Origin of the sequence: Actinacidiphila sp. bgisy167 (assembly GCF_965342175.1) — a bacterium.
Taxonomy (GTDB): Bacteria; Actinomycetota; Actinomycetes; order Streptomycetales; family Streptomycetaceae; genus Actinacidiphila.
The window spans coordinates 1-24,215 of the sequence record NZ_CBDRBL010000034.1 but is presented as its reverse complement, the minus strand read 5'-3'; the positions used below and the strand labels follow the sequence as shown (position 1 = coordinate 24,215).

21 protein-coding genes and 3 tRNA genes are annotated in these 24,215 nt (G+C 72.4%); 7 read left to right on the top strand and 17 right to left on the bottom strand.

The genetic code is table 11. The features are described 5' to 3' along the window. Positions 1 to 366: 366 nt before the first annotated feature. Positions 367 to 1,221, bottom strand: a complete 855-nt coding sequence (locus tag ACRWND_RS15635; RefSeq protein WP_431949573.1) for a hypothetical protein — start codon at positions 1,219 to 1,221, stop codon at positions 367 to 369. Positions 1,222 to 1,394: 173 nt separating this feature from the next. Between ACRWND_RS15635 and ACRWND_RS15630 the strand changes: the two genes are divergently transcribed. After that, positions 1,395 to 2,501, top strand: coding sequence for a Leu/Phe/Val dehydrogenase (locus ACRWND_RS15630; RefSeq protein WP_431949571.1), 1,107 nt, complete (start codon positions 1,395 to 1,397; stop codon positions 2,499 to 2,501). Positions 2,502 to 2,913: 412 nt separating this feature from the next. Continuing rightward, positions 2,914 to 3,225, top strand: coding sequence for a DUF3073 domain-containing protein (locus ACRWND_RS15625; RefSeq protein ID WP_431949569.1), 312 nt, complete (start codon positions 2,914 to 2,916; stop codon positions 3,223 to 3,225). 80 nt (positions 3,226 to 3,305) lie between these two features. Here ACRWND_RS15625 and purM read toward each other — a convergent pair whose 3' ends face one another. The 8 genes from purM to purS form a co-directional block, all read right to left on the bottom strand. After that, positions 3,306 to 4,373, bottom strand: a complete 1,068-nt coding sequence (gene purM, locus ACRWND_RS15620) for a phosphoribosylformylglycinamidine cyclo-ligase (RefSeq protein ID WP_431949567.1) — start codon at positions 4,371 to 4,373, stop codon at positions 3,306 to 3,308. A gap of 28 nt (positions 4,374 to 4,401) precedes the next feature. Continuing rightward, a complete protein-coding gene (gene purF / locus ACRWND_RS15615; RefSeq protein WP_431949565.1) occupies positions 4,402 to 5,919 on the bottom strand; it encodes an amidophosphoribosyltransferase in 1,518 nt (505 codons plus the stop codon). Between the two features lie 160 nt (positions 5,920 to 6,079). Beyond that, positions 6,080 to 7,762, bottom strand: a complete 1,683-nt coding sequence (locus ACRWND_RS15610; RefSeq protein ID WP_431949563.1) for a PH domain-containing protein — start codon at positions 7,760 to 7,762, stop codon at positions 6,080 to 6,082. A gap of 87 nt (positions 7,763 to 7,849) precedes the next feature. Further along, positions 7,850 to 8,647 (bottom strand): sterol carrier family protein, encoded by a 798-nt coding sequence (locus ACRWND_RS15605; RefSeq protein ID WP_431949562.1) that lies wholly within the window; start codon positions 8,645 to 8,647, stop codon positions 7,850 to 7,852. Between the two features lie 47 nt (positions 8,648 to 8,694). Then, positions 8,695 to 8,898 (bottom strand): DUF4177 domain-containing protein, encoded by a 204-nt coding sequence (locus ACRWND_RS15600; RefSeq protein ID WP_431949560.1) that lies wholly within the window; start codon positions 8,896 to 8,898, stop codon positions 8,695 to 8,697. Between the two features lie 146 nt (positions 8,899 to 9,044). After that, positions 9,045 to 11,294, bottom strand: coding sequence for a phosphoribosylformylglycinamidine synthase subunit PurL (gene purL / locus ACRWND_RS15595; protein ID WP_431949558.1), 2,250 nt, complete (start codon positions 11,292 to 11,294; stop codon positions 9,045 to 9,047). Next, on the bottom strand, positions 11,291 to 11,974 hold the full coding sequence (gene purQ / locus ACRWND_RS15590) for a phosphoribosylformylglycinamidine synthase subunit PurQ (RefSeq protein ID WP_431949556.1): 684 nt from the start codon (positions 11,972 to 11,974) through the stop codon (positions 11,291 to 11,293). Before purQ ends, purL begins: the two co-directional genes overlap by 4 nt. Then, the gene (purS, locus tag ACRWND_RS15585; protein WP_431949554.1) at positions 11,971 to 12,216 is read right to left on the bottom strand and encodes a phosphoribosylformylglycinamidine synthase subunit PurS; all 246 of its coding nucleotides are present in this window, start codon (positions 12,214 to 12,216) and stop codon (positions 11,971 to 11,973) included. The genes purQ and purS overlap by 4 nt, the downstream gene beginning before the upstream one ends. Positions 12,217 to 12,478: 262 nt before the next feature. Here purS and ACRWND_RS15580 point away from each other — a divergent pair, with 262 nt between their 5' ends. The 4 genes from ACRWND_RS15580 to ACRWND_RS15565 all read left to right on the top strand — a co-directional run bounded on the left by ACRWND_RS15580 (position 12,479) and on the right by ACRWND_RS15565 (position 13,735). Then, on the top strand, positions 12,479 to 12,796 hold the full coding sequence (locus tag ACRWND_RS15580; protein ID WP_431949552.1) for a histone-like nucleoid-structuring protein Lsr2: 318 nt from the start codon (positions 12,479 to 12,481) through the stop codon (positions 12,794 to 12,796). Positions 12,797 to 12,936: 140 nt separating this feature from the next. Continuing rightward, positions 12,937 to 13,008: transfer RNA gene (locus ACRWND_RS15575), tRNA-Gly, on the top strand. A 45-nt stretch (positions 13,009 to 13,053) separates the two neighbouring features. Continuing rightward, positions 13,054 to 13,126 (top strand) — tRNA-Gly (locus tag ACRWND_RS15570). A 536-nt stretch (positions 13,127 to 13,662) separates the two neighbouring features. Beyond that, positions 13,663 to 13,735, top strand: a tRNA-Gly gene (locus tag ACRWND_RS15565). Between the two features lie 228 nt (positions 13,736 to 13,963). Here ACRWND_RS15565 and ACRWND_RS15560 read toward each other — a convergent pair. The 4 genes from ACRWND_RS15560 to purD all read right to left on the bottom strand — a co-directional run bounded on the left by ACRWND_RS15560 (position 13,964) and on the right by purD (position 19,727). Beyond that, positions 13,964 to 14,860: a phosphoribosylaminoimidazolesuccinocarboxamide synthase gene (locus tag ACRWND_RS15560; protein WP_431949550.1), complete on the bottom strand. Its 897-nt coding sequence runs from the start codon at positions 14,858 to 14,860 to the stop codon at positions 13,964 to 13,966. 69 nt (positions 14,861 to 14,929) lie between these two features. After that, on the bottom strand, positions 14,930 to 16,438 hold the full coding sequence (locus tag ACRWND_RS15555; protein ID WP_431949549.1) for a N,N-dimethylformamidase beta subunit family domain-containing protein: 1,509 nt from the start codon (positions 16,436 to 16,438) through the stop codon (positions 14,930 to 14,932). 144 nt (positions 16,439 to 16,582) lie between these two features. Continuing rightward, positions 16,583 to 18,286 (bottom strand): hypothetical protein, encoded by a 1,704-nt coding sequence (locus ACRWND_RS15550; RefSeq protein WP_431949547.1) that lies wholly within the window; start codon positions 18,284 to 18,286, stop codon positions 16,583 to 16,585. A gap of 190 nt (positions 18,287 to 18,476) precedes the next feature. After that, positions 18,477 to 19,727, bottom strand: a complete 1,251-nt coding sequence (gene purD / locus ACRWND_RS15545) for a phosphoribosylamine--glycine ligase (protein ID WP_431949545.1) — start codon at positions 19,725 to 19,727, stop codon at positions 18,477 to 18,479. 203 nt (positions 19,728 to 19,930) lie between these two features. Here purD and ACRWND_RS15540 point away from each other — a divergent pair, with 203 nt between their 5' ends. Next, positions 19,931 to 20,677, top strand: coding sequence for an SLATT domain-containing protein (locus ACRWND_RS15540; RefSeq protein ID WP_431949543.1), 747 nt, complete (start codon positions 19,931 to 19,933; stop codon positions 20,675 to 20,677). Positions 20,678 to 20,744: 67 nt separating this feature from the next. Here ACRWND_RS15540 and ACRWND_RS15535 read toward each other — a convergent pair whose 3' ends face one another. The 4 genes from ACRWND_RS15535 to ACRWND_RS15520 all read right to left on the bottom strand — a co-directional run bounded on the left by ACRWND_RS15535 (position 20,745) and on the right by ACRWND_RS15520 (position 24,113). Then, a complete protein-coding gene (locus ACRWND_RS15535) occupies positions 20,745 to 21,398 on the bottom strand; it encodes a hypothetical protein (protein ID WP_431949541.1) in 654 nt (217 codons plus the stop codon). A 57-nt stretch (positions 21,399 to 21,455) separates the two neighbouring features. Continuing rightward, positions 21,456 to 22,142, bottom strand: coding sequence for a GntR family transcriptional regulator (locus tag ACRWND_RS15530; RefSeq protein WP_431949539.1), 687 nt, complete (start codon positions 22,140 to 22,142; stop codon positions 21,456 to 21,458). 88 nt (positions 22,143 to 22,230) lie between these two features. Next, positions 22,231 to 22,671 (bottom strand): hypothetical protein, encoded by a 441-nt coding sequence (locus ACRWND_RS15525; RefSeq protein ID WP_431949537.1) that lies wholly within the window; start codon positions 22,669 to 22,671, stop codon positions 22,231 to 22,233. 68 nt (positions 22,672 to 22,739) lie between these two features. Further along, positions 22,740 to 24,113 carry an aspartate aminotransferase family protein gene (locus ACRWND_RS15520; protein WP_431949535.1) on the bottom strand — a complete coding sequence of 458 codons (1,374 nt, stop codon included), beginning with the start codon at positions 24,111 to 24,113 and terminating at the stop codon, positions 22,740 to 22,742. Between the last annotated feature and the right edge of the window lie 102 nt (positions 24,114 to 24,215).

The window sequence follows — 24,215 nt, the reverse complement described above, 5'->3', positions numbered from 1 at the left end:
TGTCCTTGGCACTACAACTACACCATCTGTCCAGCCGTGTCGGCCAAACCGATGGATTTGCCCTCTGAGGTGTCTAAGCTCGACGGAAGCCGATGGACCAGGCCATAACGGACAGTCACACCTGAGTGACGATCAGTCACAGCCAACCCACGAGCCACAGCCCCACCTCAAGGGCGCACAACCCCGGACATTCCACCCAGAGCGCGTGGAAAGGGGCCCTTCCGGACCCGATGTCCCATATTGTCATGGGGGGCGGGGATAAGAGCAAGACCCCTAAACGTGCTTTAGGTCACGCTTAGGCCAAAGGTACCGGTCGGCCGGACTCAGGACCAAAGTCCCTCCCCATGCCCGGCTTCCGACGGGCCCTCAGCTGGCGTACAAGAGCTCCCTGACGGCCCGCCAGCGGCCGGTGAGCCGCTCGTACGCCTCACCGGCCCGGGCGTCGTCACCTTCCCGCAGCGCCGCCAGCGCCTCCGCCACGTCCGCGGCCGACCGGTCCCCCGAGAGGGAGTCCGGCGCGATGGCGTGGACGAGCCCTCCGTAGTCGAGTTCGACCAGGGAGCGCGGGTGGAACTCCTCGAGCCAACGCCCTACATCTACCAGGCCCTCGATCAAAGGTCCCTCTTCGAGTGAATCCTTGAGCACCCGCAGCGCCCGGGCCGTGCGCCGTCGCGCCTGCACCATAGGGGTCCGGTACCGCATCACAGGCTCCTTCGACTCGCCCGCGCCCGCGGGTTCGTACTCCCGCTCGGAGTCGTCGAACAGCGCGAACCAGCGCACCGGGACGTGCCAGGTCGCCCCGCGGATCCAGGGACGGGCGTCGGCGTTCTCGGGCTTCTGCGCCCGCCACGCCGCGAAGTCGGCCTCCGCCTGTTCGCGCGTGACCCTGGGCAGGACCGCGTCCACCACCGGGGCCGGGTACTCCTCGACCAGATCGGACAGGGCCAGCCAGCCGCGCAGACGGGTGCGCCAGGGGCAGATGTGGGTCACGCCGTCCACGACGGCGACGAACGCCTCGCTGCTCTCCCGGACCGGGACCGGGAGGGGCGGGACCGAGAGCAGGCCGGCCAGCGACTGCCGCAGCTCGTCCTGTGCGGTCCTCTGCGCGCCCTGGGCGGCGTACCGGTACCAGTGACCGCGGTCGGGCTCCGGAAAGGCCGCCAGCGGCTCGTACACCCGCAGATACGCCGCGTAGGGGACCAGCACCGATGACAAGCCCACACCCGCTCCCTCGTGACGGCATCCGCCCTGGCATCGTCCCACGTCGCTTCCGGCACGGGGAGTGATCCACGACACTGGGAACATGTTCCGGGCCGGGTGGTTCTAGTCTTCTGCCAACCGGCCCTCCCCCACCCACCCGGAGGGCGACCTCTGGACATTCGGGAGTCACCACAGTGACCGACGTACGTCAGACACCCGGCATCGTCTCCACGCTGTTCCGGTCGGAGCAGGGCGGTCATGAGCAGGTCGTCTTGTGCCAGGACCGCGCCAGTGGCCTCAAGGCCGTCATCGCGATCCACTCCACCGCCCTGGGCCCGGCCCTCGGCGGCACCCGCTTCCACACGTACTCCTCCGACGAGGAGGCGGTCGAGGACGCGCTCAACCTCGCCCGCGGCATGTCCTACAAGAACGCCCTCGCCGGTCTCGATCTCGGCGGCGGCAAGGCCGTCGTCATCGGCGACCCGGACCGGGACAAGTCGGAGGAACTGCTGCTGGCCTACGGCCGCTTCGTGGCCTCGCTCGGCGGCCGCTACGTCACGGCCTGCGACGTCGGCACCTATGTGGCCGACATGGACGTCGTCTCCCGTGTCGCGCCGCGGTGGACCACCGGCCGTTCGCCCGAGAACGGCGGCGCCGGCGACTCCTCCGTGCTGACCGCCTGGGGCGTCTTCCAGGGCATGCGCGCCTCCGCCCAGGCCAAGTGGGGCGACCCGACGCTGCGCGGCCGCCGGGTCGGCGTGGCCGGTGTCGGCAAGGTCGGCCACCACCTGGTGGAGCACCTGCTCCAGGACGGCGCCGAGGTCGTGGTCACCGACGTTCGCGGCGAGGCCGTCGACCGGATCACCTCCCGCCACCCGCAGGTCACCGCCGTCTCCGATGCTGACGTCCTGGTGCGTACGCCGCTGGACGTGTACGCGCCCTGCGCACTCGGAGGCGCCCTCGACGACGACTCGGTGCCGGCCCTCACCGCCTCGATCGTCTGCGGCGCTGCCAACAACCAGCTCGCGCACCCCGGCATCGAGAAGGACCTGGCCGACCGCGGCATCCTGTACGCGCCCGACTACGTCGTGAACGCGGGCGGTGTCATCCAGGTCGCCGACGAGCTGAACGGCTTCGACTTCGAGCGGGCCCGCGCCAAGGCGACGAAGATCTTCGACACCACCCTGGCGATCTTCGAGCGCGCCGCCGCCGACGGCGTCCCGCCCGCCGCCGCCGCCGACCGCCTCGCCGAGCAGCGCATGGCGGAGCGCACCCCCGCGGAGAGCTGGCTGCGTCCCTGAACCGTCCCGCGATCGTCCGCGATCGTTCGTGATACGCGGGGCCTCGGCACTGCCGCGGCCCCGCTGCGCGCCCCCGTCGCATGGCGGCGAGGGGCGTGTCTTCCATCACAAACCGGACACCCGCGGGGCGCCCCCGACGTACGGTGTCCGCGTCCTCGCGTGTCGGGCCGGCTCCGCCCGGTCTTTCCGGCGAGGGCGGCGGGCCGGACATCCGACCGTTACCACGCCCCGGCAGCCAGCCCGTGGCGGAAGAAGGTAAAATCGCGACTGACCAGCCAGGACGGGGCCATCGCGGGCCCCTGCTCCGACGCGCGTCGTGCGGGCGACGTACCGTGCGGCCTCGGAAGCAGGTACCGTTGAAGTCCTACGGACCGGGACTCTCACCCGAGGGCCCGTTCCCTATCGTGAACGCGTGTCAAGACTCGGGGCCGTCGAGCCCCACGTTGAGGGGGTCGAGCCAATGGGGCGCGGCCGGGCCAAGGCCAAGCAGACGAAGGTCGCCCGCCAGCTGAAGTACAACAGCGGCGGAACGGACCTGTCACGTCTGGCCGAAGAGCTGGGCGCATCGTCGACACTGCCGGTCAATCCGGACGTACAGGAAGACGACGATGACGACGAGCTGGAAGACGACCCGTACGCACGGTACGCGGATCTCTACGGCGACGACGAGGACGACGACGAGGACGACGAGTCCCAGTCCTCCTCGCAGCGTCGTCGCGCTTGACGCAACACATTCCGTTCCAGCTTGACCACTGACCCGGTCCGGGCACCGTCCGGACCGGGCTTTGTGCTGTCCCGGACCGGTCAGCCCGCGTAGTCCCCGGTCAGCTCGACGGCCTCGGCGTGATCGCCGCGCTCCACGATCCCGCCCGCCACCCAGGCCTCCAGCCCGCGGTCGGCCAGCGTCGTCAGCGCCACGTCCACCGATTCCTGGGGGACCACGGCGACCATGCCGACGCCCATGTTCAGGGTCTTCTCCAGCTCCAGCCGCGCCACGCCGCCGAGCTCGCCGACGGTGCTGAACACCGCACCCGGCGTCCACGTCGAGCGGTCCACCGTGGCGTGCAGGTGGTCCGGGACGACCCGGGCCAGGTTGTTGGCGAGGCCGCCACCGGTGACGTGCGAGAAGCCGTGCACCTCGGTCGTACGGGTCAGCGCCAGGCAGTCCAGCGAGTAGATCCGGGTCGGCTCCAGCAGCTCCTCACCGAGGGTGCGGCCGAACTCCGGCACCTCCCGGTCCAGCGCCCAGCCGGCCCGGTCGAACAGCACGTGCCGGACGAGCGAGTACCCGTTGGAGTGAAGACCGGAGGATGCCATGGCGATCACCACGTCACCCTTACGGATGCGATCCGCGCCCAGCAGCCGGTCGGCCTCGACGACGCCCGTACCGGCGCCTGCGACGTCGAACTCGTCCTCGCCGAGCAGGCCCGGGTGCTCCGCCGTCTCGCCGCCGACCAGGGCGCAGCCGGCCAGCACGCACCCCTCGGCGATGCCCTTGACGATGGCCGCGACCCGGTCCGGGAAGACCTTGCCGACGCAGATGTAGTCGGTCATGAAGAGCGGCTCGGCGCCGCACACGACCAGGTCGTCGACGACCATGCCGACCAGGTCGTGGCCGATGGTGTCGTAGACGCCCATGCGGCGGGCGATGTCGACCTTGGTCCCCACGCCGTCGGTGGCGGAGGCCAGCAGGGGCCGCTCGTAGCGCTTGAGCGCGGAGGCGTCGAAGAGGCCGGCGAACCCGCCGAGACCGCCCACGACCTCGGGGCGGGTGGCCTTCTTCACCCACTCCTTCATCAGCTCGACCGCGCGGTCGCCCGCCTCGATGTCGACTCCCGCCGCGGCGTAGCTGGCACCGGTGTTCTCGGACATGCCTGTGTTGTGTCCTTGCGTCGAATGCTTACGGGCGACGGAGCGCGTCGGCCGCATCGGGGCCGCCGGCCAGCTCGGTCTCCAGAAGGTGCTTGCCGAGCAGCTCGGGGTCCGGCAGCTCCATCGGGTACTCGCCGTCGAAGCAGGCCCGGCAGAGGTTGGGCTTGGCGATCGTGGTCGCCTCGACCATGGCGTCGATCGAGATGTACGACAGCGAGTCCGCGTCCAGGGACTTGCAGATCTCGTCGACCGACAGGCCGTTGGCGATCAGCTCGGCGCGGGTGGCGAAGTCGATGCCGAAGAAGCAGGGCCACTTGATCGGCGGCGAGGAGATCCGGATGTGGACCTCCGCGGCGCCCGCCTCGCGGAGCATCCGGACCAGCGCGCGCTGGGTGTTGCCGCGGACGATCGAGTCGTCAACGACCACCAGGCGCTTGCCCCGGATGACCTCCTTGAGCGGGTTGAGCTTCAGCCGGATGCCCAGCTGCCGGATGGTCTGCGAGGGCTGGATGAAGGTCCGGCCCACATACGAGTTCTTCACCAGGCCGGAGCCGTAGGGGATGCCGCTCTCCTCGGCGTAGCCGACCGCGGCCGGCGTGCCGGACTCCGGGGTCGCTATCACCAGGTCGGCGTCGACCGGGGCCTCCTTGGCCAGCCGGCGGCCCATCTCGACCCGGGAGAGGTAGACGTTGCGGCCCGCGATGTCGGTGTCGGGGCGCGCCAGGTACACGTACTCGAAGACGCAGCCCTTGGGTCGGGCGTCGGCGAAGCGGGAGGCGCGCAGCCCGTTCTCGTCGATGGCGATCATCTCGCCGGGCTCGACCTCCCGGATGAAGCTCGCGCCGACGATGTCAAGGGCGGCGGTCTCCGACGCGACGACCCAGCCGCGCTCGAGGCGGCCCAGCACCAGCGGGCGGATGCCCTGCGGGTCGCGGGCGGCGTAGAGCGTGTGCTCGTCCATGAAGACCAGGCTGAAGGCGCCCTGGACCACGGGCAGCACCTGCCGGGCGGCGTCCTCGACGGACAGCGGCTTGCCGTCCGCGTCGACCTGGCCGGCCAGCAGCGCCGTCACCAGGTCGGTGTCGTTGGTCGCCGCGACCTTGGTCGCCCGGCCGTTGCCCTGGGGCAGCGCGGCGACCATCTCGGCCAGCTCGACGGTGTTGACCAGGTTCCCGTTGTGGCCGAGGGCGATGGAGCCGCCGGCGGTGGCGCGGAATGTCGGCTGGGCGTTCTCCCAGACCGAGGCACCGGTGGTCGAGTAACGGGCATGCCCGACCGCGATGTGGCCCTGGAGGGAACCGAGTGAGGTCTCGTCGAAGACCTGGGACACCAGGCCCATGTCCTTGAAGACCAGGATCTGGGAGCCGTTGCTCACTGCGATGCCCGCGGACTCCTGTCCGCGATGCTGCAGGGCGTACAGCCCGAAATAGGTGAGTTTGGCGACCTCTTCGCCGGGGGCCCAGACACCGAAGACGCCGCAAGCGTCCTGGGGGCCCTTCTCGCCGGGGAGCAGGTCGTGGTTGAGTCGTCCGTCACCACGTGGCACGTCACCGAGTCTAGGGCAGGTTCCACCGTCGTCCGAACGAGGGAACCCGACATAAGTGCGTTCTATGCGCGTAAACCCATGGGGCGCTTGGGCATGTGACGTTGGTCAGGGCCTCGGTCGAGGCGCGGTCAGGGCTGGTCGGAAGTGCGGTCCGGGGCAGTCAGAGGTGCGGCCCTGGGCGAAGTGCGGGGTCGCGGACCATGGCCGTCAGCTCGGCCGCGGCCCGCGCGGGGCGGGTCGGACGGCCTCGGAACCTCCCCGAGGCCGGGAAGGAGACCGCGCCCAGGCGTACGTCGTCCGCCCCCGTGGTGCGGCGCACGAACAGCACGCCCTCGCGAGTCAGGACGACGCGCGTGACGGTCTCCCATGGAACGTGCCGCGTTCGCGCATGACGTCGGACCCGGAGCCCGGTGGCGTCGGCGGTGACACGCCACAGGACCACGGAGAGGAGTTCGCTCGCCAGTGCCGCGGCACCAGGGACCATCAGCGCCCACTGCCACCAGCTGGGTCCCCCGCGCACCACCGCGGCGACGCACAGGACCTCGCAGAGCAGCCCCAACGCCCCCGCGATGCGGACCGCGGGGCCGCCGTCCCAGCGCGCCGGAGCGGCACCCGGCCCCATTGCGGCAGCCGCCTCGGCGATCTCCGCCTCGGCCTTCCGGCGGTGCTCGGCGTGCGCCCGCCGGTCGCGGTCCTGCGGATGGGACGGCGACCACGGGCGGGCCGGGGCCACGGTCGTCTCGACCACCGCCCGACCCTTCGTGGTCGTGCCCAGCAGCACCAACTCGGCCCCTTCGCACGGGAGGCCGTAGAGCACGGCCTCGCCGCGCGGCGCGCCGCGGTACGCGCTCGACGCGTACGTCAGGACGGGTTCTCCATCCGCCCCGTCGAAAGGATGGACCGCGCTACCGCCACCTCCTCCCCGCACGAAGACCCGCAGAGCGGGGGCAGCACCCCGCCGCAGGGCCGCCGCGCGAGCCGCCGTCAGCACCCCGGACAGCAGCAGGCTGACGGCGGCTCCGCCGCCCGCCACCGCCAGGAGCTGCAGTCCGAAGTGATCGCGGTACGGCTCCGCGGCAAGCCGCGTCCACTCCCCGTCGACGAGGACGGGGACGTGGGCACCGCGGTCGTAGTCCTCGGGGAACGCCACATCGACGTCATGGCGGCTGCCGTCCCCGAACCGGACGACGAGACGATCCTCTGCGTCGTCGGAGACGACGATGGCGCCGACCGTGCGCGCCACCGCCGCGTGCCGCTCGTCGGCCCGGTCGTCGGCGATCGCGAGGACGGCGGCTCCCCCGGCGGCCACGAGGACCACCAGCCCGGCAACCACGCGAAGCACACCGCGCCGTACGGCCGGCGCCGCGGACTCCGGGACCGGCATCACGAGACCACCGGCCGCCTCCAGGGCCAGCGCCCGCTGCGTACGGCGCACCCGCAGCCGCGCGAGAACCGCGGCCCAGCCCCAGCACAGCGCGGCCAGTACCGCCGTGTCCGCCAGGCGCTCGGCGGCACCACCGGCCCACATGTCCGGATCAGCCATCGACAGCAGCAGCAGCGGCGCCGACACCAGCGCCGCCTCGGGCAGCACCAGCAGCCACACCATGTGCACGAAAAAGGCGATGGTGCCGACCGCGTCCAGCCACATGGGTCCGCACGGCGCGGACGCCGTGCACCGCTCATAGGGGGCGCAGGCGATCGCCGCGATCACGGATGCCAGCAGCGCCGCCGCGGGCCACCGGGGCGCGGCCCAGCGGGGCGGCCGCACGGCCGCCCAGCGGCGGGCGTCGGCGGAGAGCCAGGGGCGGGCCGGTATGCGTGCCGGGGACTTTGCGGAGGTCACAGGCGCATTATGCGAGCGCCCGGGCCGCCACAGCCCAACAGGGGCAGGCCCGGCCGCCTCAGCCCAGCAGGGGCAGGCCCGGCCGCCTCAGCCCAGCAGGGGCAGGTAGGGAGCGAGGTCGGCGCGCTCGCCGCTCGCGAAGACCGCGGCGGAGGCGAGTGCGTCGGCCCAGTACGTACGGCCGGTGGCGAGGCGGATCCAGGTCACCGGGTCCGTCTCGACGACGTTGGGAGGGGTGCCCCGGGTGTGACGGGGGCCGGGGACACACTGCACCGCCGCGTACGGCGGGACGCGGACCTCGACGGAGTTGCCGGGCGCGGCGACGGCCAGGGTGTCAGCGAGGAGCCGTACGACGGCGGCGACGGCCTGCCGCTCCAGCGGGACGGGCGCGTTCGTCGCCCGGGCGAGGTCGTCGCTGTGGACGACCAGTTCGACGAGCCGGGTCACCAGGAAGTCCGTGGACCGCATCGCGCCGAGGGTGATCGCCACCAGGCGCCCGGGCGCCACCGCCTCGTCCAGCACCCCGGCGAGCCCGTGGGCGGCCTCCTCCAGGCGCGTGGCGGCGTCGGCGGTCCCTGCGGCCGTCTCGCGGGCGTCGGCGTCCAGCGGGCCGGCGATGCGTTCCGTGGAGCGCGCCCACAGGGTGAGATCGAGGTCCGCCCGGGCCGGGGCGGGCGAGGCCAGCACCCGGGCGACGGCCTCCACCTCCCGGGCGATGTGCACCACCAGCGTGTGCACGTCCCACCCCGGCAGCCCGGAGGGTGCGTGCAGCTGCTGTTCCGTCAGTCCGCGGGCGGCCCCCAGGACGTGGCCGACCTGCGCGGTGAGCGCAGCGCGGGTCCTGGCGGGGTCGTAGGTGCGGGGTTTGCGGGCGGTGGGCGGCATGTCCGCAGCCTACGCGCCGGCCCCGGCCCGCACCCCGACCCCGGCGGTCAGGCCTGGCGCGGGCGCTCGAAGGTGAGCAGCAGACCGCCCACCGCGCCCGGGCCGATCCGGCCCTTGACGTCGGCCGCGGTGATCGTCTTGAGGTGCCAGCCGTCCTCGGCGTACTTGTTGAGCGTCTTCTCCAGCTTGTCGTCGTCGATGGCGTCGCCTACCAGCGACTCACGGAAGCTGACGACCTTGTACTCGTGCATCGTTGACCCCTCGTCGTAACGGTGGTTGCGCAACGCACAGTACCGCCGGTCGCGATCATGCGGGCCGGCCGGCCGAGCGGACGGCCGCAGCGCAGCGCCCCCGCGCCGAGTGGCGCGGGGGCGCTTGCGGAAGGCAGGCGGACGGATCAGGCCAGGAGGGCCGGGATCGTGCCCTCGTGCGCCGTGCGGAGCTCGTCCAGCGAGATGCTGAACTGGCCCTGCAGCTCCACCGCGTCGCCGTCGACGACACCGATCCGCGTCGCGGGCAGACCCCGCGCACCGCACATGTCGGTGAAGCGGAGCTCCTCGCTGCGCGGCACCGAGACGACCACCCGGCCCGTCGACTCCGAGAACAGAAAGACGAACGGGTCGAGGCCGTCCGGCACGACCAGGCGCGCGCCGTTGCCGCCGCGCAGGCAGGACTCGACGACGGCCTGGACGAGCCCGCCGTCGGACAGGTCGTGGGCCGCGTCGATCATGCCGTCCCGGGAGGCCGAGATGAGGATCTCGCCGAGCAGCTTCTCGCGCTCCAGGTCCACCGCCGGCGGCAGTCCGCCGAGGTGGTCGTGGACGGCCTGGGACCAGGCGGAGCCACCCAGCTCCTCCTTGGTGTCGCCCAGCAGGTAGAGCAGCTGGCCCTGGTCCTTGAAGGCGACCGGGGTGCGGCGCGTGACGTCGTCGATCACGCCGAGCACCGCCACGACGGGCGTCGGGTGGATGGCGACGTCGCCGGTCTGGTTGTAGAGCGAGACGTTGCCGCCGGTGACCGGCGTGCCCAGCTCCAGGCAGCCGTCGGCCAGGCCCCGGCAGGCCTCGGCGAACTGCCACATCGCGGCCGGGTCCTCGGGCGAGCCGAAGTTGAGGCAGTCCGAGACCGCCAGCGGCTTCGCACCGCTCGTGGCGACGTTGCGGTACGCCTCGGCGAGCGCCAGCTGCGCGCCGGTGTACGGGTCGAGCTTGGCGTAGCGGCCGTTGCCGTCGGTGGCGACCGCGACGCCGAGGTTGGTCTCCTCGTCGATGCGGATCATGCCGGAGTCCTCCGGCTGTGCCAGCACGGTGTTGCCCTGCACGAAGCGGTCGTACTGGTCGGTGATCCACGCCTTGGAGGCCTGGTTCGGGTGCGCGACCACCGTCAGGACCTGCTCGCGCAGCTCCTTCGCGGTCTGCGGGCGCGGCAGCTTGTTGGCGTCGTCGGCCTGGAGCGCGTCCTGCCACGCGGGGCGGGCGTAGGGGCGCTCGTACACCGGGCCCTCGTGGGCGACGGTGCGCGGCGGGACGTCGACGATCTGCTCGCCGTGCCAGAAGATCTCCAGCCGGTCGCCGTCGGTGACCTCACCGATGACGGTGGCGATGACGTCCCACTTCTCGCAGATCTCCAGGAAGCGGTCGACGTGCTGGGGCTCGACGATGGCGCACATGCGCTCCTGCGACTCGCTCATGAGGATCTCCTCCGGCGAGAGCGTCGCGTCGCGCAGCGGCACGGTCTCCAGGTCCACGCGCATGCCGCCGGAGCCGGCCGAGGCCAGCTCGGAGGTGGCGCAGGACAGGCCGGCGCCGCCGAGGTCCTGGATGCCGGCGACCAGCTTCTCCTTGAAGATCTCCAGGGTGCACTCGATGAGCAGCTTCTCCTGGAAGGGGTCGCCGACCTGGACGGCGGGGCGCTTGGCCGGGCCGCTGTCGGAGAAGGTCTCCGAGGCGAGCACGGAGACGCCGCCGATGCCGTCGCCTCCGGTGCGGGCGCCGTAGAGGATGACCTTGTTGCCGGCGCCCGAGGCCTTGGCGAGGTGGATGTCCTCGTGCTTCATCACACCGATGCAGAGCGCGTTCACCAGCGGGTTGCCCTGGTAGCAGGGGTCGAAGACGACCTCGCCGCCGATGTTGGGCAGGCCCAGGCAGTTGCCGTAGCCGCCGACGCCCGCGACGACGCCGGGCAGGACGCGCTTGGTGTCGGGGTGGTCCGGCGCGCCGAAGCGCAGCGGGTCCATGACGGCGACCGGGCGGGCGCCCATGGCGAGGATGTCGCGGACGATGCCGCCGACGCCGGTGGCCGCGCCCTGGTAGGGCTCGATGTACGACGGGTGGTTGTGCGACTCGACCTTGAAGGTGACCGCGTAGCCCTGGCCGACGTCCACGACACCGGCGTTCTCACCGATGCCGACGAGCAGCGCGTCGTTGGCGGGGGCCTTCTCGCCGAACTGGCGCAGGTGGATCTTGCTGCTCTTGTAGGAGCAGTGCTCGGACCACATGACGGAGTACATGGCGAGCTCGGCACCGGTGGGACGGCGACCGAGGATCTCGCGGATGCGCTCGTACTCGTCCTGCTTCAGGCCGAGTTCGGCCCACGGCTGCTCGGCGTCCGGAGTCTCGGTGGCGTGCTTCACGGAATCGAGTGTCATGACGCGTGAACCAGCTTCTTGAGGATCGAGGTGAAGAATCCGAGGCCGTCGGTGCGGCCGGTCCCGATCAGCGACTCGACGGCGTGCTCGGGGTGCGGCATGAGACCGACGACATTGCCCGCGGCGTTGGTGATGCCGGCGATGTCCCGGAGCGAGCCATTGGGGTTCCAGTCCGCGTAGCGGAACACCACGCGGCCCTCGGCCTCCAGCTCGTCGAGGACGCGCTCGTCGGCGACGTAGCGGCCGTCGATGTTCTTCAGCGGGATGCTGATCTCCTGGCCCTGCTCGTAATCGGCCGTCCAGGACGTCGAGTTGTTCTCGACGCGCAGCCTCTGGTCCCGGCAGATGAAGTGCAGGTGATTGTTGCGCAACATCGCGCCCGGAAGCAGATGCGTCTCGGTGAGCACCTGGAAGCCGTTGCAGATACCCAGGACCGGAAGACCGTCCTTGGCACCGGCGATGACCGACTCCATCACCGGCGAGAAGCGGGAAATCGCCCCTGCCCGCAGATAGTCGCCGTAACTGAATCCCCCGGGCAGGACGACGGCGTCGACCTGGTGGAGATCCTTGTCACGGTGCCACAGCGCCACCGGTTCGGCGCCGGCGAGCCGGACGGCCCGCTGGGTGTCCCGGTCGTCGAGCGTCCCGGGGAAGGTGACGACACCGATACGTGCGGTCACGACTCCACCCTCACGGTGAAGTCCTCGATCACGGTGTTGGCGAGGAAGGTCTCGGCCATCTCTCGGATACGGCTGAGGGCGGCGTCGTCGACCGGACCCTCAAGTTCGAGCTCAAAACGCTTGCCCTGGCGGACGTCGGCGATTCCCTCGAACCCGAGGCGCGGCAGCGCGCGCTGCACCGCCTGGCCCTGGGGGTCGAGGATCTCCGGCTTGAGCATGACGTCGACTACGACGCGTGCCACGGTCACTCCCGGTGGTGTGCTGCGGTGAGATGTTCCCACCGTACCCCGCCACAGAATCTACGCGGGTAGATATTCCAGAATGGTCACGGAATATCCGTCCGCCGGATTGCCGGCGGGACATCCGGAGGAATAAACCGAGCACGACCGGCGAAAATATGCGGACCGGTAAATGGGAAAGCATTGACCCCGGCCATGGGGCTTCGGTACAACAACGAGGCCAACGCAGGCCCCTGGGCCTTCTCCATTGAAAGGACCGGCATCCATGGCGCAACGCGTACTGGTCACGCTCTCCGACGACCTCGACGGCGGTGAAGCGACGGAAACGGTCTCTTTCGGCCTCGACGGCAAGTCCTACGAGATCGACCTGTCCGCCGGCAACGCCCAGCAGCTCCGCGAGGCGCTCACTCCGTACGTCGAGGCGGGCCGCCGCCGGAGCCGGCTCGGCAAGGCCTTCAAGCACACCTCCCTTGCCCCCGACCCGGCCGCCGTGCGCGCCTGGGCGCTCTCCCGGGGCTTCGACGTGCCGCCGCGCGGCCGCATTCCGAAGAAGCTCTACGAGGCGTACGCCGAGGCCGGCTGATCCGCCCGCGCCCCGGCCGCCGGAAACGCCGGGGCGCCGCCCGGGAATCACCCGGAAGAAGCGATTGGACAGCCACCCCCCTTGATCCGCTAGAGTCTGAGCACGCCGAGGGCGGGCCGAAAGGCCGGCTCCCGGGCCACGCGGGTGTAGTTCAGTAGCAGAACATCCCTCTTCCAGGGGGAAGGCGCAGTGTGCGATTCCTGTCACCCGCTCTGGTTGCTCGACCGGTCCTGAGGATCGGGTAGAGTAGTCGCCGTGCGGACGTGGCTCAGTTGGTAGAGCATCACCTTGCCAAGGTGAGGGTCGCGAGTTCGAATCTCGTCGTCCGCTCTTGAGGGAAGGCCCCGGTCGGATCACCGACCGGGGCCTTCTTCGTGCTTCCGCGCGGGCGTGCTTGCGTGTGTTCCGCGTACGCGTGGCACCGGGTTCGCGTGGCGCCGCGGCCGGGGCGCGCCCGCCGCGTGGTCCTGGGGGCCCGGGCCGCGGTCAGGGCCGGCGTCCGAAGGTGTGACCATCACCACAGCTTGGCCCCCTGACTGCCCGGCCCGAAGACCGGGTCGCCACCGCGCCGCACCCTCCCCGCACTCGGCCACCGGTGCCGCGGCCCATGCGGCGACCGGTTCGGCGCGGGCGTCCCCATGCCGGCGACGGGCCCTGCGGCGCCCCGCCGGGTCCGTCGTCGGCCGTTCCGCCCGGCGCGCGGCGGGGGCGGGCCGCAGGCCCTGGGCAGATCCTCGCCCGCGGCACGTCCCCTTCGTCCGCGGTACGCCGCCCGGCAGCGCGGACCCGCCGGGCCGGGGTGTGTGCCCAAGGCCCCGAGGGTTGGCTATAGTAGGTGTCGCACCGCACGGGAACGCGCGGAGCAGGCGGACGTAGCTCAGTTGGTAGAGCGCAACCTTGCCAAGGTTGAGGTCGCGAGTTCGAGCCTCGTCGTCCGCTCAGAGAAAGGCCCCGGTCGTCACGACCGGGGCCTTCGGTCTTCCCGGGACGACGGGTTTCCTTCGCCCCTGGCGCCTGTCCCACCGACCCTGATGCCCGTCCTACCGGCGCCTGGCGCCTGTCCCACCGGCGCCTGACGCCCTTCCCGCCGGCACCCGCGTGCCGTGCCCGCCGGTCCTCTCGACCGGCGGGCACGGCACGCGACGGGCACGGCACGGCCGCGGCGGACTACCAGCTGAGGCCGGTGAGACGCTCGTACGCCTCGATGTACTTGGCGCGGGTCTGCTCCACCACGCGCTCCGGCAGGGGCGGCGGGGGCTGCTCGCTGCGGCGGTCCCAGCCGGACTCGGCGGAGGTCAGCCAGTCGCGCACGAACTGCTTGTCGAAGGAGGGCTGGGCGTGGCCCGGCTCCCACAGCTCGGCGGGCCAGAAGCGAGACGAGTCCGGGGTCAGCACCTCGTCGGCGATGGTCAGCGCCTCACCGTCGAAGCCGAACTCGAACTTGGTGTCCGCCAGGAGGATGCCGCGCTCGCGGGCGATGTCCCGGGCCCGGGCGTAGACCGCGAGGGTGCTCTGGCGCAGCTGCGCCGCGGTCTCGGCGCCGACCTTGCGGGCGACCTCCTCGTAGCTGACGTTCTCGTCGTGTTCGCCGACCTCGGCCTTGGTGGCCGGGGTGAAGATCGGCGCGGGCAGCTCGGAGCCGTCCACCAGGCCCTCGGGGAGGGTGACCCCGCACACCGTGCGGTCGGTGTTGTACTCGAGCAGCCCGGAGCCCGCCAGGTAGCCGCGTGCCACGCACTCGACGGGAACCATGTCCAGCGGCTTGCAGATCGTCGTCCGCCCCTCCCAGTCGGCGGGGGCGCCCTCCGGCAGCTCGGTGGAGAGCACATGGTGCGGCACCAGGTCCGCGATCTGGTCGAACCACCACAGCGACAACCGGGTCAGGACGCGGCCCTTGTCCGGGATCTCGGTGGGCAGCACCCAGTCGTACGCGGAGATCCGGTCACTGGCGACCATCACCAGCTCTCCTGCCTCGTTCCGGTACAGCTCGCGCACCTTGCCGGTGTGCAGGTGCACCAGGCCCGGCACGTGCGCGGGCTCGGGCTTGTGGACGAATCCGGACATGGGTCCTCCCCGATCGGCGGTTCGGATCCCGATTCTCCCGCACCCGTGGCCGCCGGGCGCGACGCGGGGTCAGTCGTGCTTGCAGATGCGGTCCAGGAGGTTGGCCGTGGCGCGCTGGATGCGGGGGTCGATGTGGCCCGGGCGGTCCAGCGCCGGGGACCAGGCGAAGGTGCCCGAGGCGAAGACCAGGGCCCCGCCCGGGGCCCGGTACAGGGAGGTCTCCTGGTGGACACGGCGGCCGGCGGAGTCCTCGTACGGGGAGTGCGCGAGCAGGATCCGCTCCATGTAGTCGGGCAGCGGTGTTCGGGGGAAGTAGCGGTCCGCCTCGCCCGCGACCAGTCCGGGGATCTCCTCGCCCTCCTCCGCTCCGGTGGCCTCCCACAGCCAGTGGCCGGCGTTGCGCACCACCAGCGGGGAGGGTTCGGGAACCCGGCCGGCGTACTGCACGCCGATCAGCAGCTGCTCGGGCTCGCCCATGTCGCGCCACAGCGCGCTGCGGCCCGGCGGGTGGCCGCGGCGCTTGCGGCAGCTGAGCAGCCGGTCGGGATCGCCTGACGGGGAGGGGCCCAGCTCGGTCTGCCAGTACATGGTGTTGGCGGACAGGAAGACCAGGGAGGTGCCGGCATCCCGGGCCGCCTCGACGGCGCGCCGCATGGGGACCGTCCAGTACTCGTCGTGGCCGGGGAAGATCAGGCCCCGGTAGCGCGAGGGGTCGATCCGGCCCGCGTGCAGGTCGCGGGCGTCCGCGTAGGCGAGGTCGTAGCCGTAGCGCTCGGCCCAGCGGATGAAGTCGTAGGCGTGGCCGACGTGCAGCGGCAGCCCGGCGCCGGCATAGGGGCGGTCGAAGGAGACGGTGACCGCGGCCTCCTCCTCGCCCAGCAGCCGGCCTTCCTCGTCCCAGGCGTGGTAGAGGCTGGCGCCCGTACGGCCGTCCTCGGGGTACAGGTTGTACGCCTGCCAGGTGACGTCGGGCAGCAGCAGGAGCAGGTCGGCGGGCCGCTCGTCGCGGACGGTGAAGGGGATGTGGCTGCGGTAGCCGTCCTGGGTGGTGAGGACGGCGACATACGCGCCGGACTTCCAGTACGAGGGGACCTGGAGGCGCCAGGACTGCCACCAGTGGTGGCAGGAGACCGTGCGCCCGGCGGCGAGCGGCGCGGGCTGGACGATCCCCGAAAGCCGGGGGCTGGAGGTGAGCTGGGCGGCTCCGTCCCCGCCGTAGTGCCCGATCCGGTAGACGTCGACGCCGTAGCTCTGCGGCGGGTCGACGGTGATCCGGAAGTCGATGGCGTCGCCGGGGGCCACGGAGGAGCCGGGCGCGAAGCCCTTGATCTGGCACCGCACGTCGTCCGCCACACGCGGGCCGGGCACGCGGGGCGCGCGTCCGGCGGACTCGCCCGGGAGATCCCCCGGCTCCCCGCGGATGGCCGCCAGATCGACGTACCAGGGCACGACCTGGCCGGTGTCGTCCAGATACTGCACGGCACCGCGCAGCCACGGCACCGGGCCCTGCCCGAACGGGTCTGTGACCCCGTGCGCCAGTGCCCCGGACTGCCAGCGGCGGACCTGCTCCTTCACCACGATGTCCCCTCCTCGTTGTCCCCCGAGGTGGTGTGCGCGTACGCACGTCCAGCACATCACACTGTGCGCTGTTTTAGTTACTTTTCGTGGCGCATTATCGCGAGGATTTCACGCCGGGGCGCACAAACGCCGTAAAACTTTCCGTCAGATGAGCCGTATCGGCTTCTCGGGGCGCACGCCCACGGCACTGAGCCAGGAACGCAGGGGGGCGGCGTCCCCGTTCTCCACGAGCCGGAGCACCGGCCAGGCGAGATCTCCCCGCCGCACCCCGCCGACCAGCAGTGCCGGTCCGTCCAGCCAGTCCAGCCCCGGGGCGGCGCCCGCGGTGTCCACCGCGGCGCAGCAGACCATCGCGGTCACATGATCGGTGAGCAGCTCACGACCGGTCCGCGGAGGAAGAAGCTGATAGACCGGCGTGTAAGGGCCCTCGGGCGGCGCCAAGCCGGCCCCCTCCCGCGCGGCCGCAGCGCGACCGGCCTCCTCACGGGCGACGTGCCGGGTGATCCGGGCCGCCAGCTCCTCGCCGCCACCCGAGGAGAGCCGTTCCACCACCCGGGCCAGGGTCGCTCGTCCCGGCTCTTCGCGCTCGCTCACCGCGCTCCGGGAACCGCCGGAGGCCACGGATATGCGCCGGCTCCCGGCGACCCCCGCGGGCTCATGCGCCTCGTCGAGGACGGTGACCAGGCGGGAGGCGTCGCTGCGCCAGATGCGGTCCACGACCTCCTGCGGATAGGTGTCCCAGCCGACCGGGGCCCACTCCGGGCCCGACCGCTGCGGCCCGCCGTGGAACAGCCGGGCGGCGAGCAGCGAGGCCGCCTCGTCGACCGTGCCCGGCTCCTCCAGCAGATCGCAGGCCGGGCGCTCGCCCAGCCGCGTCTCGAAGCCCTCGGCCAGCCGGTCCCGCCGGGACAGCTCGGTGAGGGCCGCCACCACGCCGGCGTCGAGGCGCGAGGGCCAGCGCCCCATGCGCCAGGCCGGCAGCGCCACCCGGGTCAGCAGCCGGTCCCAGCCCGCGTAGGCCAGGCCCACCTGCTCCTGCGCGACGATGCGCAGCCCGTAGTCGACGGCCTGGGCCCGTTCGGAGGCGGCTGCGGCGACCGCGCGCTCCATCTCCGCGGCGTGCGCCCGGCAGCCGCGCAGCAGCAGCTTGGCGACCCATCCCAGGAAGCCGTACGCGGGGCGGCGCAGGAACCCGGCCCTCGACGGCTCCCGCGCCGCGGTGGCCACGCCGACGGCGGCGTCCAGACCGCGCACGAAGCGGCGGGCGGCCGCGATGTCCGGATCGGCCGCCGGCCCCGTGCCCGCCACGACCGGGGCAAGCAGGGCGCGCAGCTCGGCGACCCGCATCCACCACATGAACGGAGAGCCGATCACCAAGGTGGGCGCCTCGGGCGCCCCGCCGCGCCGCCTGCGGCGGGGGCGGCGCGTGGTGTCCTGGGTGCGGTGGGTGCGGTCCTCCAGCCAGCTGTCGCAGTCCGGGGTCAGTTCTATCGCCGAGGGGGCCGGCACCTGCAGGCGCACGGCCAGGTCCCGCACCATGCGGTAGAGATCGGGCGCGGACGCCTCGGAGACCGCCACCGTGGGGCTCACGGCCGGCCTGGCCCGTACGATCACCGCCGCGACGCCGGCCGCGAGCAGCAGCACGAGCAGCGCGCCCGCGACCACCGCCCAGCGCAGCACCTCGGACGCGTCGCCGACGATGTGGCCGGTGGCACCGCCGACCAGCAGCACGACGGCCACCGCGGCGGGCAGCAGAGCTACCGCCAGCGCGGCGCCGCGGATGCGCAGGACGGCGCGCGCGTGCGATCGCGCATGCCCCTCACCTTCCCCGGCCAACGGTGTGCTCACCCCCAAGCTGCTGACGCGACTGCATGCCCCCACTGTCGCACCGCCCACCGACACCGCAATGCCGGTAGGGCCGATGGTGCAGCGCTCGCGGGCTTCCGCAGTGCGCTTGCCGGGCACAGTAGTTGGGCTGTGGGCTCGCGTCAGCAGGATGGCGAAGCCATCACCCCTTGGAGTGGCTTTGCCCGCTGATTCAGGCCTGGGCGGCCTTCTCTGCGATATCCGAACGGTGGTGCGAGCCCTTCAGCTCGATCCGCCCCACCGCCCGGTAGGCACGCTGCCTGGCCTCGGCCAGGTCGGCGCCGGTGGCCGTCACCGACAGGACACGGCCGCCGGCGCTCACCACACGGCCCTCCCCGTCCGCCTTGGTGCCCGCGTGCAGCACGTAGGCGTGCTCGTCCTGCTCCGCGACCTCGTCCAGGCCCGCGATCGGGTCGCCGGTGCGCGGGGTGCCGGGGTAGTTCTCGGCGGCGACGACGACCGTCACCGCGGCCCCGTCGCTCCACCGCAGCGGCGGGAGGTCCGCCAGCCGGCCGGTCGCCGCAGCGCGCAGCAGGCCCGCCAGGGGGGTCCGCAGCCGGGCCAGCACGACCTGGGTCTCCGGGTCGCCGAAGCGCGCGTTGAACTCGATCACCCGCACACCGCGCGAGGTGATCGCCAGCCCCGCGTACAGCAGTCCGGCGAAGGGGGTGCCGCGGCGGCGCAGCTCGTCGACGGTCGGCTGGAGCACCGTGCGCTCCACCTCCTCGACCAGCCGCGGGTCGGCCCACGGCAGCGGGCTGTACGCGCCCATCCCGCCGGTGTTGGGGCCCTGGTCCGCGTCGTGGGCGCGCTTGAAGTCCTGCGCGGGCTGCAGGGGGACCACCGTCTCGCCGTCGGTGACGGCGAACAGCGAGACCTCGGGGCCGTCGAGGAACTCCTCGACGACCACGCGCTCGCAGGAGTTGGCGTGCGCCCGGGCGGCCTCCAGGTCGCCGGTCACCACGACGCCCTTGCCCGCGGCCAGACCGTCGTCCTTCACGACGTACGGGGCGCCGAAGGCGTCCAGGGCCGCGTCCACCTCGGCGGGCGTGGTGCACAGATAGGAGCGGGCGGTCGGCACGCCGGCCGCGGCCATCACGTCCTTGGCGAACGCCTTGGAGCCCTCCAGGGCCGCAGCCTGCGCGGACGGGCCGAAGCAGTCGATGCCCCGGGCACGCACGGCGTCGGCCACGCCCGCCACAAGGGGGGCCTCCGGGCCCACCACGACGAAGTCGGCGCCGAGCTGCTCGGCGAGGTCGGCCACGGCCTCACCGTCCAGGGCGTCGACCGCGTGCAGCCGCGCCACCTCGGCGATGCCGGCGTTCCCGGGCGCGCAGTGCAGCGCGTCCACGTCGGGGTCGAGGGAAAGGGCACGGCACAGGGCGTGTTCGCGGGCGCCGCCGCCGATGACAAGGACGTTCACGCTGCCCAGGGTATCGGCTGGCGGCGACCGCCTCGCAGGTCGGTCGCCGCCGGGCCCGGCCACTCTTTCGGGTGGCCCGGTGCCGGGCCCCATACCTGATCAAGCGGCTCGTAAGGGCGGATTCGTACCGATGACGCTCGCACGGTCAGCCGTTCGGCGGTAAGAAGGTGCCTCGTCATCGGAAGTCGCGAGGGAGCGTGCAGGTGAGCGAGCCGGACATGTATCCCGAGGAGGTGTCCCCGGAGAAGCCGAAGCGGTGCGCGCTGCACCGGCGGGAGGACCTGCGGCCGCTGCCCTTCCCGCTCGGCGACTGGGGGGAGCCGGCCGAGCGGCTGGAGGAGCTCTACCGCTGGGTGGAGGCGGACGCCCTGCGCACCGTCGAGTGGTACCTCGCCGACCGCCTGCGCAAGCGCCGCTGGGCCCGGTCGCTGCGGGTCGGCGCGGCCCTCTTCGCGACAACCGGCGCCGTCCTCGCCGTCATGGGCGCGGACGGCCGCGTCCGCTGGGCGTACGCCGCCCTGCTGCTGGCCGTCGTGTGCGTGGGGCTGGACCGCTACCTGGGGCTCACGGCCGGGTGGATGCGGGACATGGCGACCGCGCAGGCCGTACAGCGCCGCCTGGAGGTGCTGCGCTTCGACTGGGCGTCGGAGTCGGTCCGCGAGGTCCTCGGCCCGACGGAGGGCACCGCGGCCGAGGCCGCGGAGCGCTGCCTTTCGGTGCTGCGCCGCTTCAGCGAGGAGGTCTCGGACCTCGTGCGCTGCGAGACCGCCGACTGGATGGTGGACTTCCGGGCCGGCGCCGCGCCGCTGCGGACCCAGTCCCTCACCTGGTCGGGGGGTCCGCGGCTCACGGAGGGCGCCGGCGCCGGCGGCGGCCGGTTCCCGCAACTGCCCGGCGGACGGCCGAGCATGCCGCGGCAGCGCCCCCCTGAGGGCCCGCGCGCGAGCTGACCGCCGCCCGGGAACGCCCGCGACCCCTCGCAGGCGTTCCCGGTGGGCGGCAGCCCCGGGCCGCGGCCTAGCCGAAGACGATCATCGAGCCCTGGCCCAGCGCCCGCGTCGCCGCCGCGTGCAGCCCCAGCCACACGTGGCGCTCCCGCGCGAAGGGGCTGCCGTCGTGGTGAGCGGGCGGGGCCGCCGGCTCCTCCAGCTCGGTGGGGCCGATGGGCGGCTGCGGTGCGGGCGGCGGGTTCAGCGGGTCGATGCCGATCACCGGAGCGACGAACTCGAGTTCGCGCAGCAGGCCGTGCGCGGATCCCAAGGGACCGCCGGCGTCGAGGAGTTCGTCGGTGACCAGCGGATGGGCGAAGTCGAGTGGGACGTACGCACCCGCGTGGTCGTAGTGCCAGACAAGATGGGACTGCTGGGCGGTGGTCTCGAACATCTCCAGCAACTGCTCGTAGTCGCCGCCGAGTTCGTCGACCGGGGTGACCGCGAGGCCCTGGATGTGCAGGAGGTAGGCGCGGCGCAGGAAGTGCAGCGCGTCGTAGTCGAAGCCCGCGACCGGGGCCACGTCGCCGGACAGGCCCGGCATGTAGGCGTAGACGGGCACCGGGGGCAGGCCGGCGTCGTTCAGCGCCTGGTCATAGCGGGCGATCTCCTCGGCGAACGGGTTGTCGGGGCTGTGGCAGAGCACGTCCACCAGGGGAACCAGCCACAAGTCGCAGGCCACAGGCGCTCCAAGTCCTTCCGTGCGTGGTCGGACCAGCGTAGTGGGCGGCGGCCGTTCCTACCGGCCCGTCGTCAGTCGCCGCATGAGCGTGAGGGAGTGGTCGTCGAATTCCTCGACGACGCGCCGGGCGGTCTCCGGATCCCGCTCCTCGATCGCGGTGACCAGGGAGACGTGGCCGGACCAGCACAGACCCGCCAGGTCCGGCCGACCGCGCAGGTAGGGGACCGCGTAGGCCCAGGTCTGGATGCGGAGCCGGTCGAGGAACTCGGCGACGTGGGCGTTGTCCGCCAGCGCGGTCAGTTCCCGCCAGAAGCGGATGTCGTAGCCGATGAGGACCTCCAGCTCGCCGGCCCGCGAGGCGCGCGCGGCGGCCTCGGCCCGGCGCCGTACGGAGGCCAGTTCCTGGGGATCGACCTCGCGCATGCCGCGCGCGGCGACGCGGCGGAAGATGCCCTCCACGACGAGGGTGCGCGCCTCGACCATGGAACGGAACTCCGCGTCCGTGAAGCGCCGCACCTGGAAGCCCCGGTGGTGCTCGACGTCGAGCAGCCCCTGCGCCGTCAGGTCGACCAGGGCCTCGCGGACCGGGGTGGCCGACACCCCGTACAACTCCGCGATCTCCTTGACCGTGAAGTGCCGCCCCGCGGTCATGCGCCCGGTCAGCACCTCGTCGCGCAGCGCGTCGGCTATCTGCTGCCGCAGACTGCTCCGTCGGACGGTTCCGACCGCTGGGCCTTCCGGCATGCCCGGTGCCTCCCTACAGGTGTGGCCGCGCGTACGGCTCCGCCACACCTTATGCGAGCGGACGGCCCGCACCTGTGACACGGCTCACTCACCTGGCCCGCCGCACCGGGCTGCGGTCAGCCGTCGTTGTACGGGCCGGTCTTCCCGAGAAGGGGAAGACCGGGAACCCGTCCATGCAGGGGCGGTCCGCGGGAAAGGAGGGCCACTCCATCCCCACCCGGTACAGCAGCGTCAGCGCGCCGACGGCCACGAAGAGCGCGAGCCAGGCGGAGGCGCCGCCGGGAAGCGGCCACCTGCGCAGCACGAGCCCGAGGAGCACCAGCAGCAGGAACATGCAGCACCAGGCGACGGGCATCAGCAGGTTCAGCCCGAGGTAGTTGCTCGCGTCGTTGCCGAGCGGGCAGTCCCGCCACGACCGGGCGACCCACCCCGTGGCGACGTACACGCCCACGGCGCACAAGGCGCCGGCCGCCACGTGCCAACCCGGCGCCGCATCCGCCGACCGCTCCGGCTCCCCCGTGTCGTACACGCTTCCCCTGTTCTCCCGGTCGGGGGACGCGGGAAAACGGGCGCCCGGTTTCCCGCGGCGGCGCGCCGCTACCCTCCCTGGACGGTGTGCTCGTCGGCGACGGACAGCGCCGCGTCGAGAAGCGCCAGGCCCTCCTTGGCCTCGGCCTCGGTGATGGTGCAGGCGGGCACCACATGGGTGCGGTTCATGTTGACGAACGGCCACAGTCCGCTCGTCCTGCAGGCCGAAGCGAAGGCCGCCATCGGCGCGTTCGCCTCGCCCGCCGCGTTATAGGGGACCAGCGGCTCACGGGTCTCCCGGTCGCGCACCAGTTCCAGCGCCCAGAACGCGCCCAGGCCGCGCACCTCGCCGACCGAGGGGTGGCGTTCGGCGAGCTCCCGCAGCCCCGGACCGAGCACGTTCTCGCCGAGCGCGGCGGCGTGTTCCACGATGCCCTCGTCCTCCATCACCCGGATCGTGGCGACGGCGGCGGCGCAGGCCAGCGGGTGGCCGGAGTAGGTCAGGCCGCCCGGGTAGGGGCGGGTGGCGAAGGTCGCGGCGATCTCCTCGCTGATCGCGACGCCGCCGAGCGGCACATAGCCGGAGTTGACGCCCTTGGCGAAGGTGAGCAGGTCGGGGACGACGTCGAACTGATCGGCGGCGAACCAACTGCCGGTGCGGCCGAAGCCGGCCATGACCTCGTCGAGGACGAAGACGATCCCGTACCGGTCGCAGATCTCGCGCACTCCCGCCAGGTAGCCGGGCGGCGGCACCATGATCCCCGCCGTGCCGGGCACCGTCTCCAGGACGATCGCCGCGACGGTCTGCGGGCCCTCGAAGACGATGGTGTCCTCCAGGTGCCGCAGCGCGCGGTCGCGCTCCTGCTCGTCGGTCTCGGAGTGGAACGGCGACCGGTAGAGGAAGGGCGCCCAGAAGCGGACGACGCCGGCCGCGCCGGTGTCGGAGGCCCAGCGGCGCGGGTCGCCGGTCAGGTTGATCGCGGCCGCGGTGGCGCCGTGGTAGGAGCGGTACGCGGACAGCACCTTGGGGCGGCCGGTGTGCAGCCGGGCGAGCCGGACGGCGTTCTCGACGGCCTCGGCGCCGCCGTTGGTGAAGAAGATCTTGTTCAGGTCCCCGGGGGTGCGCTCGGCGATCAGCCGGGCGGCCTCGGAGCGCGGCTCCAGGGCGAAGGCCGGCGCGAAGGTGACCAGCTTGGCGGCCTGCTCCTGGACGGCGGCGACGACCTTGGGGTGCTGGTAGCCGATGTTGGTGAACACCAGGCCGCTGGTGAAGTCCAGGTAGCGGTTGCCGTCGTAGTCCCAGAAATACGCGCCCTCCGCTCCGGCGACCGCCAGCGGGTCGATCAGGCCCTGCGCGGACCAGGAGTGGAAGACGTGAGCGCGGTCGGCGGCCTTGACGGCGGCGCCGGTCTCGGGGTCGGGGTCGGCGAAGGGAGGGGTCATACGCCCCAGGCTAAGCAACCGCGCGGGGCAACAGGCACTGGCACCTTGTATGACGGTGCGGGCGCGCGCCGACAGGTTGTTGGGGGCACGCCGCCCCCACTC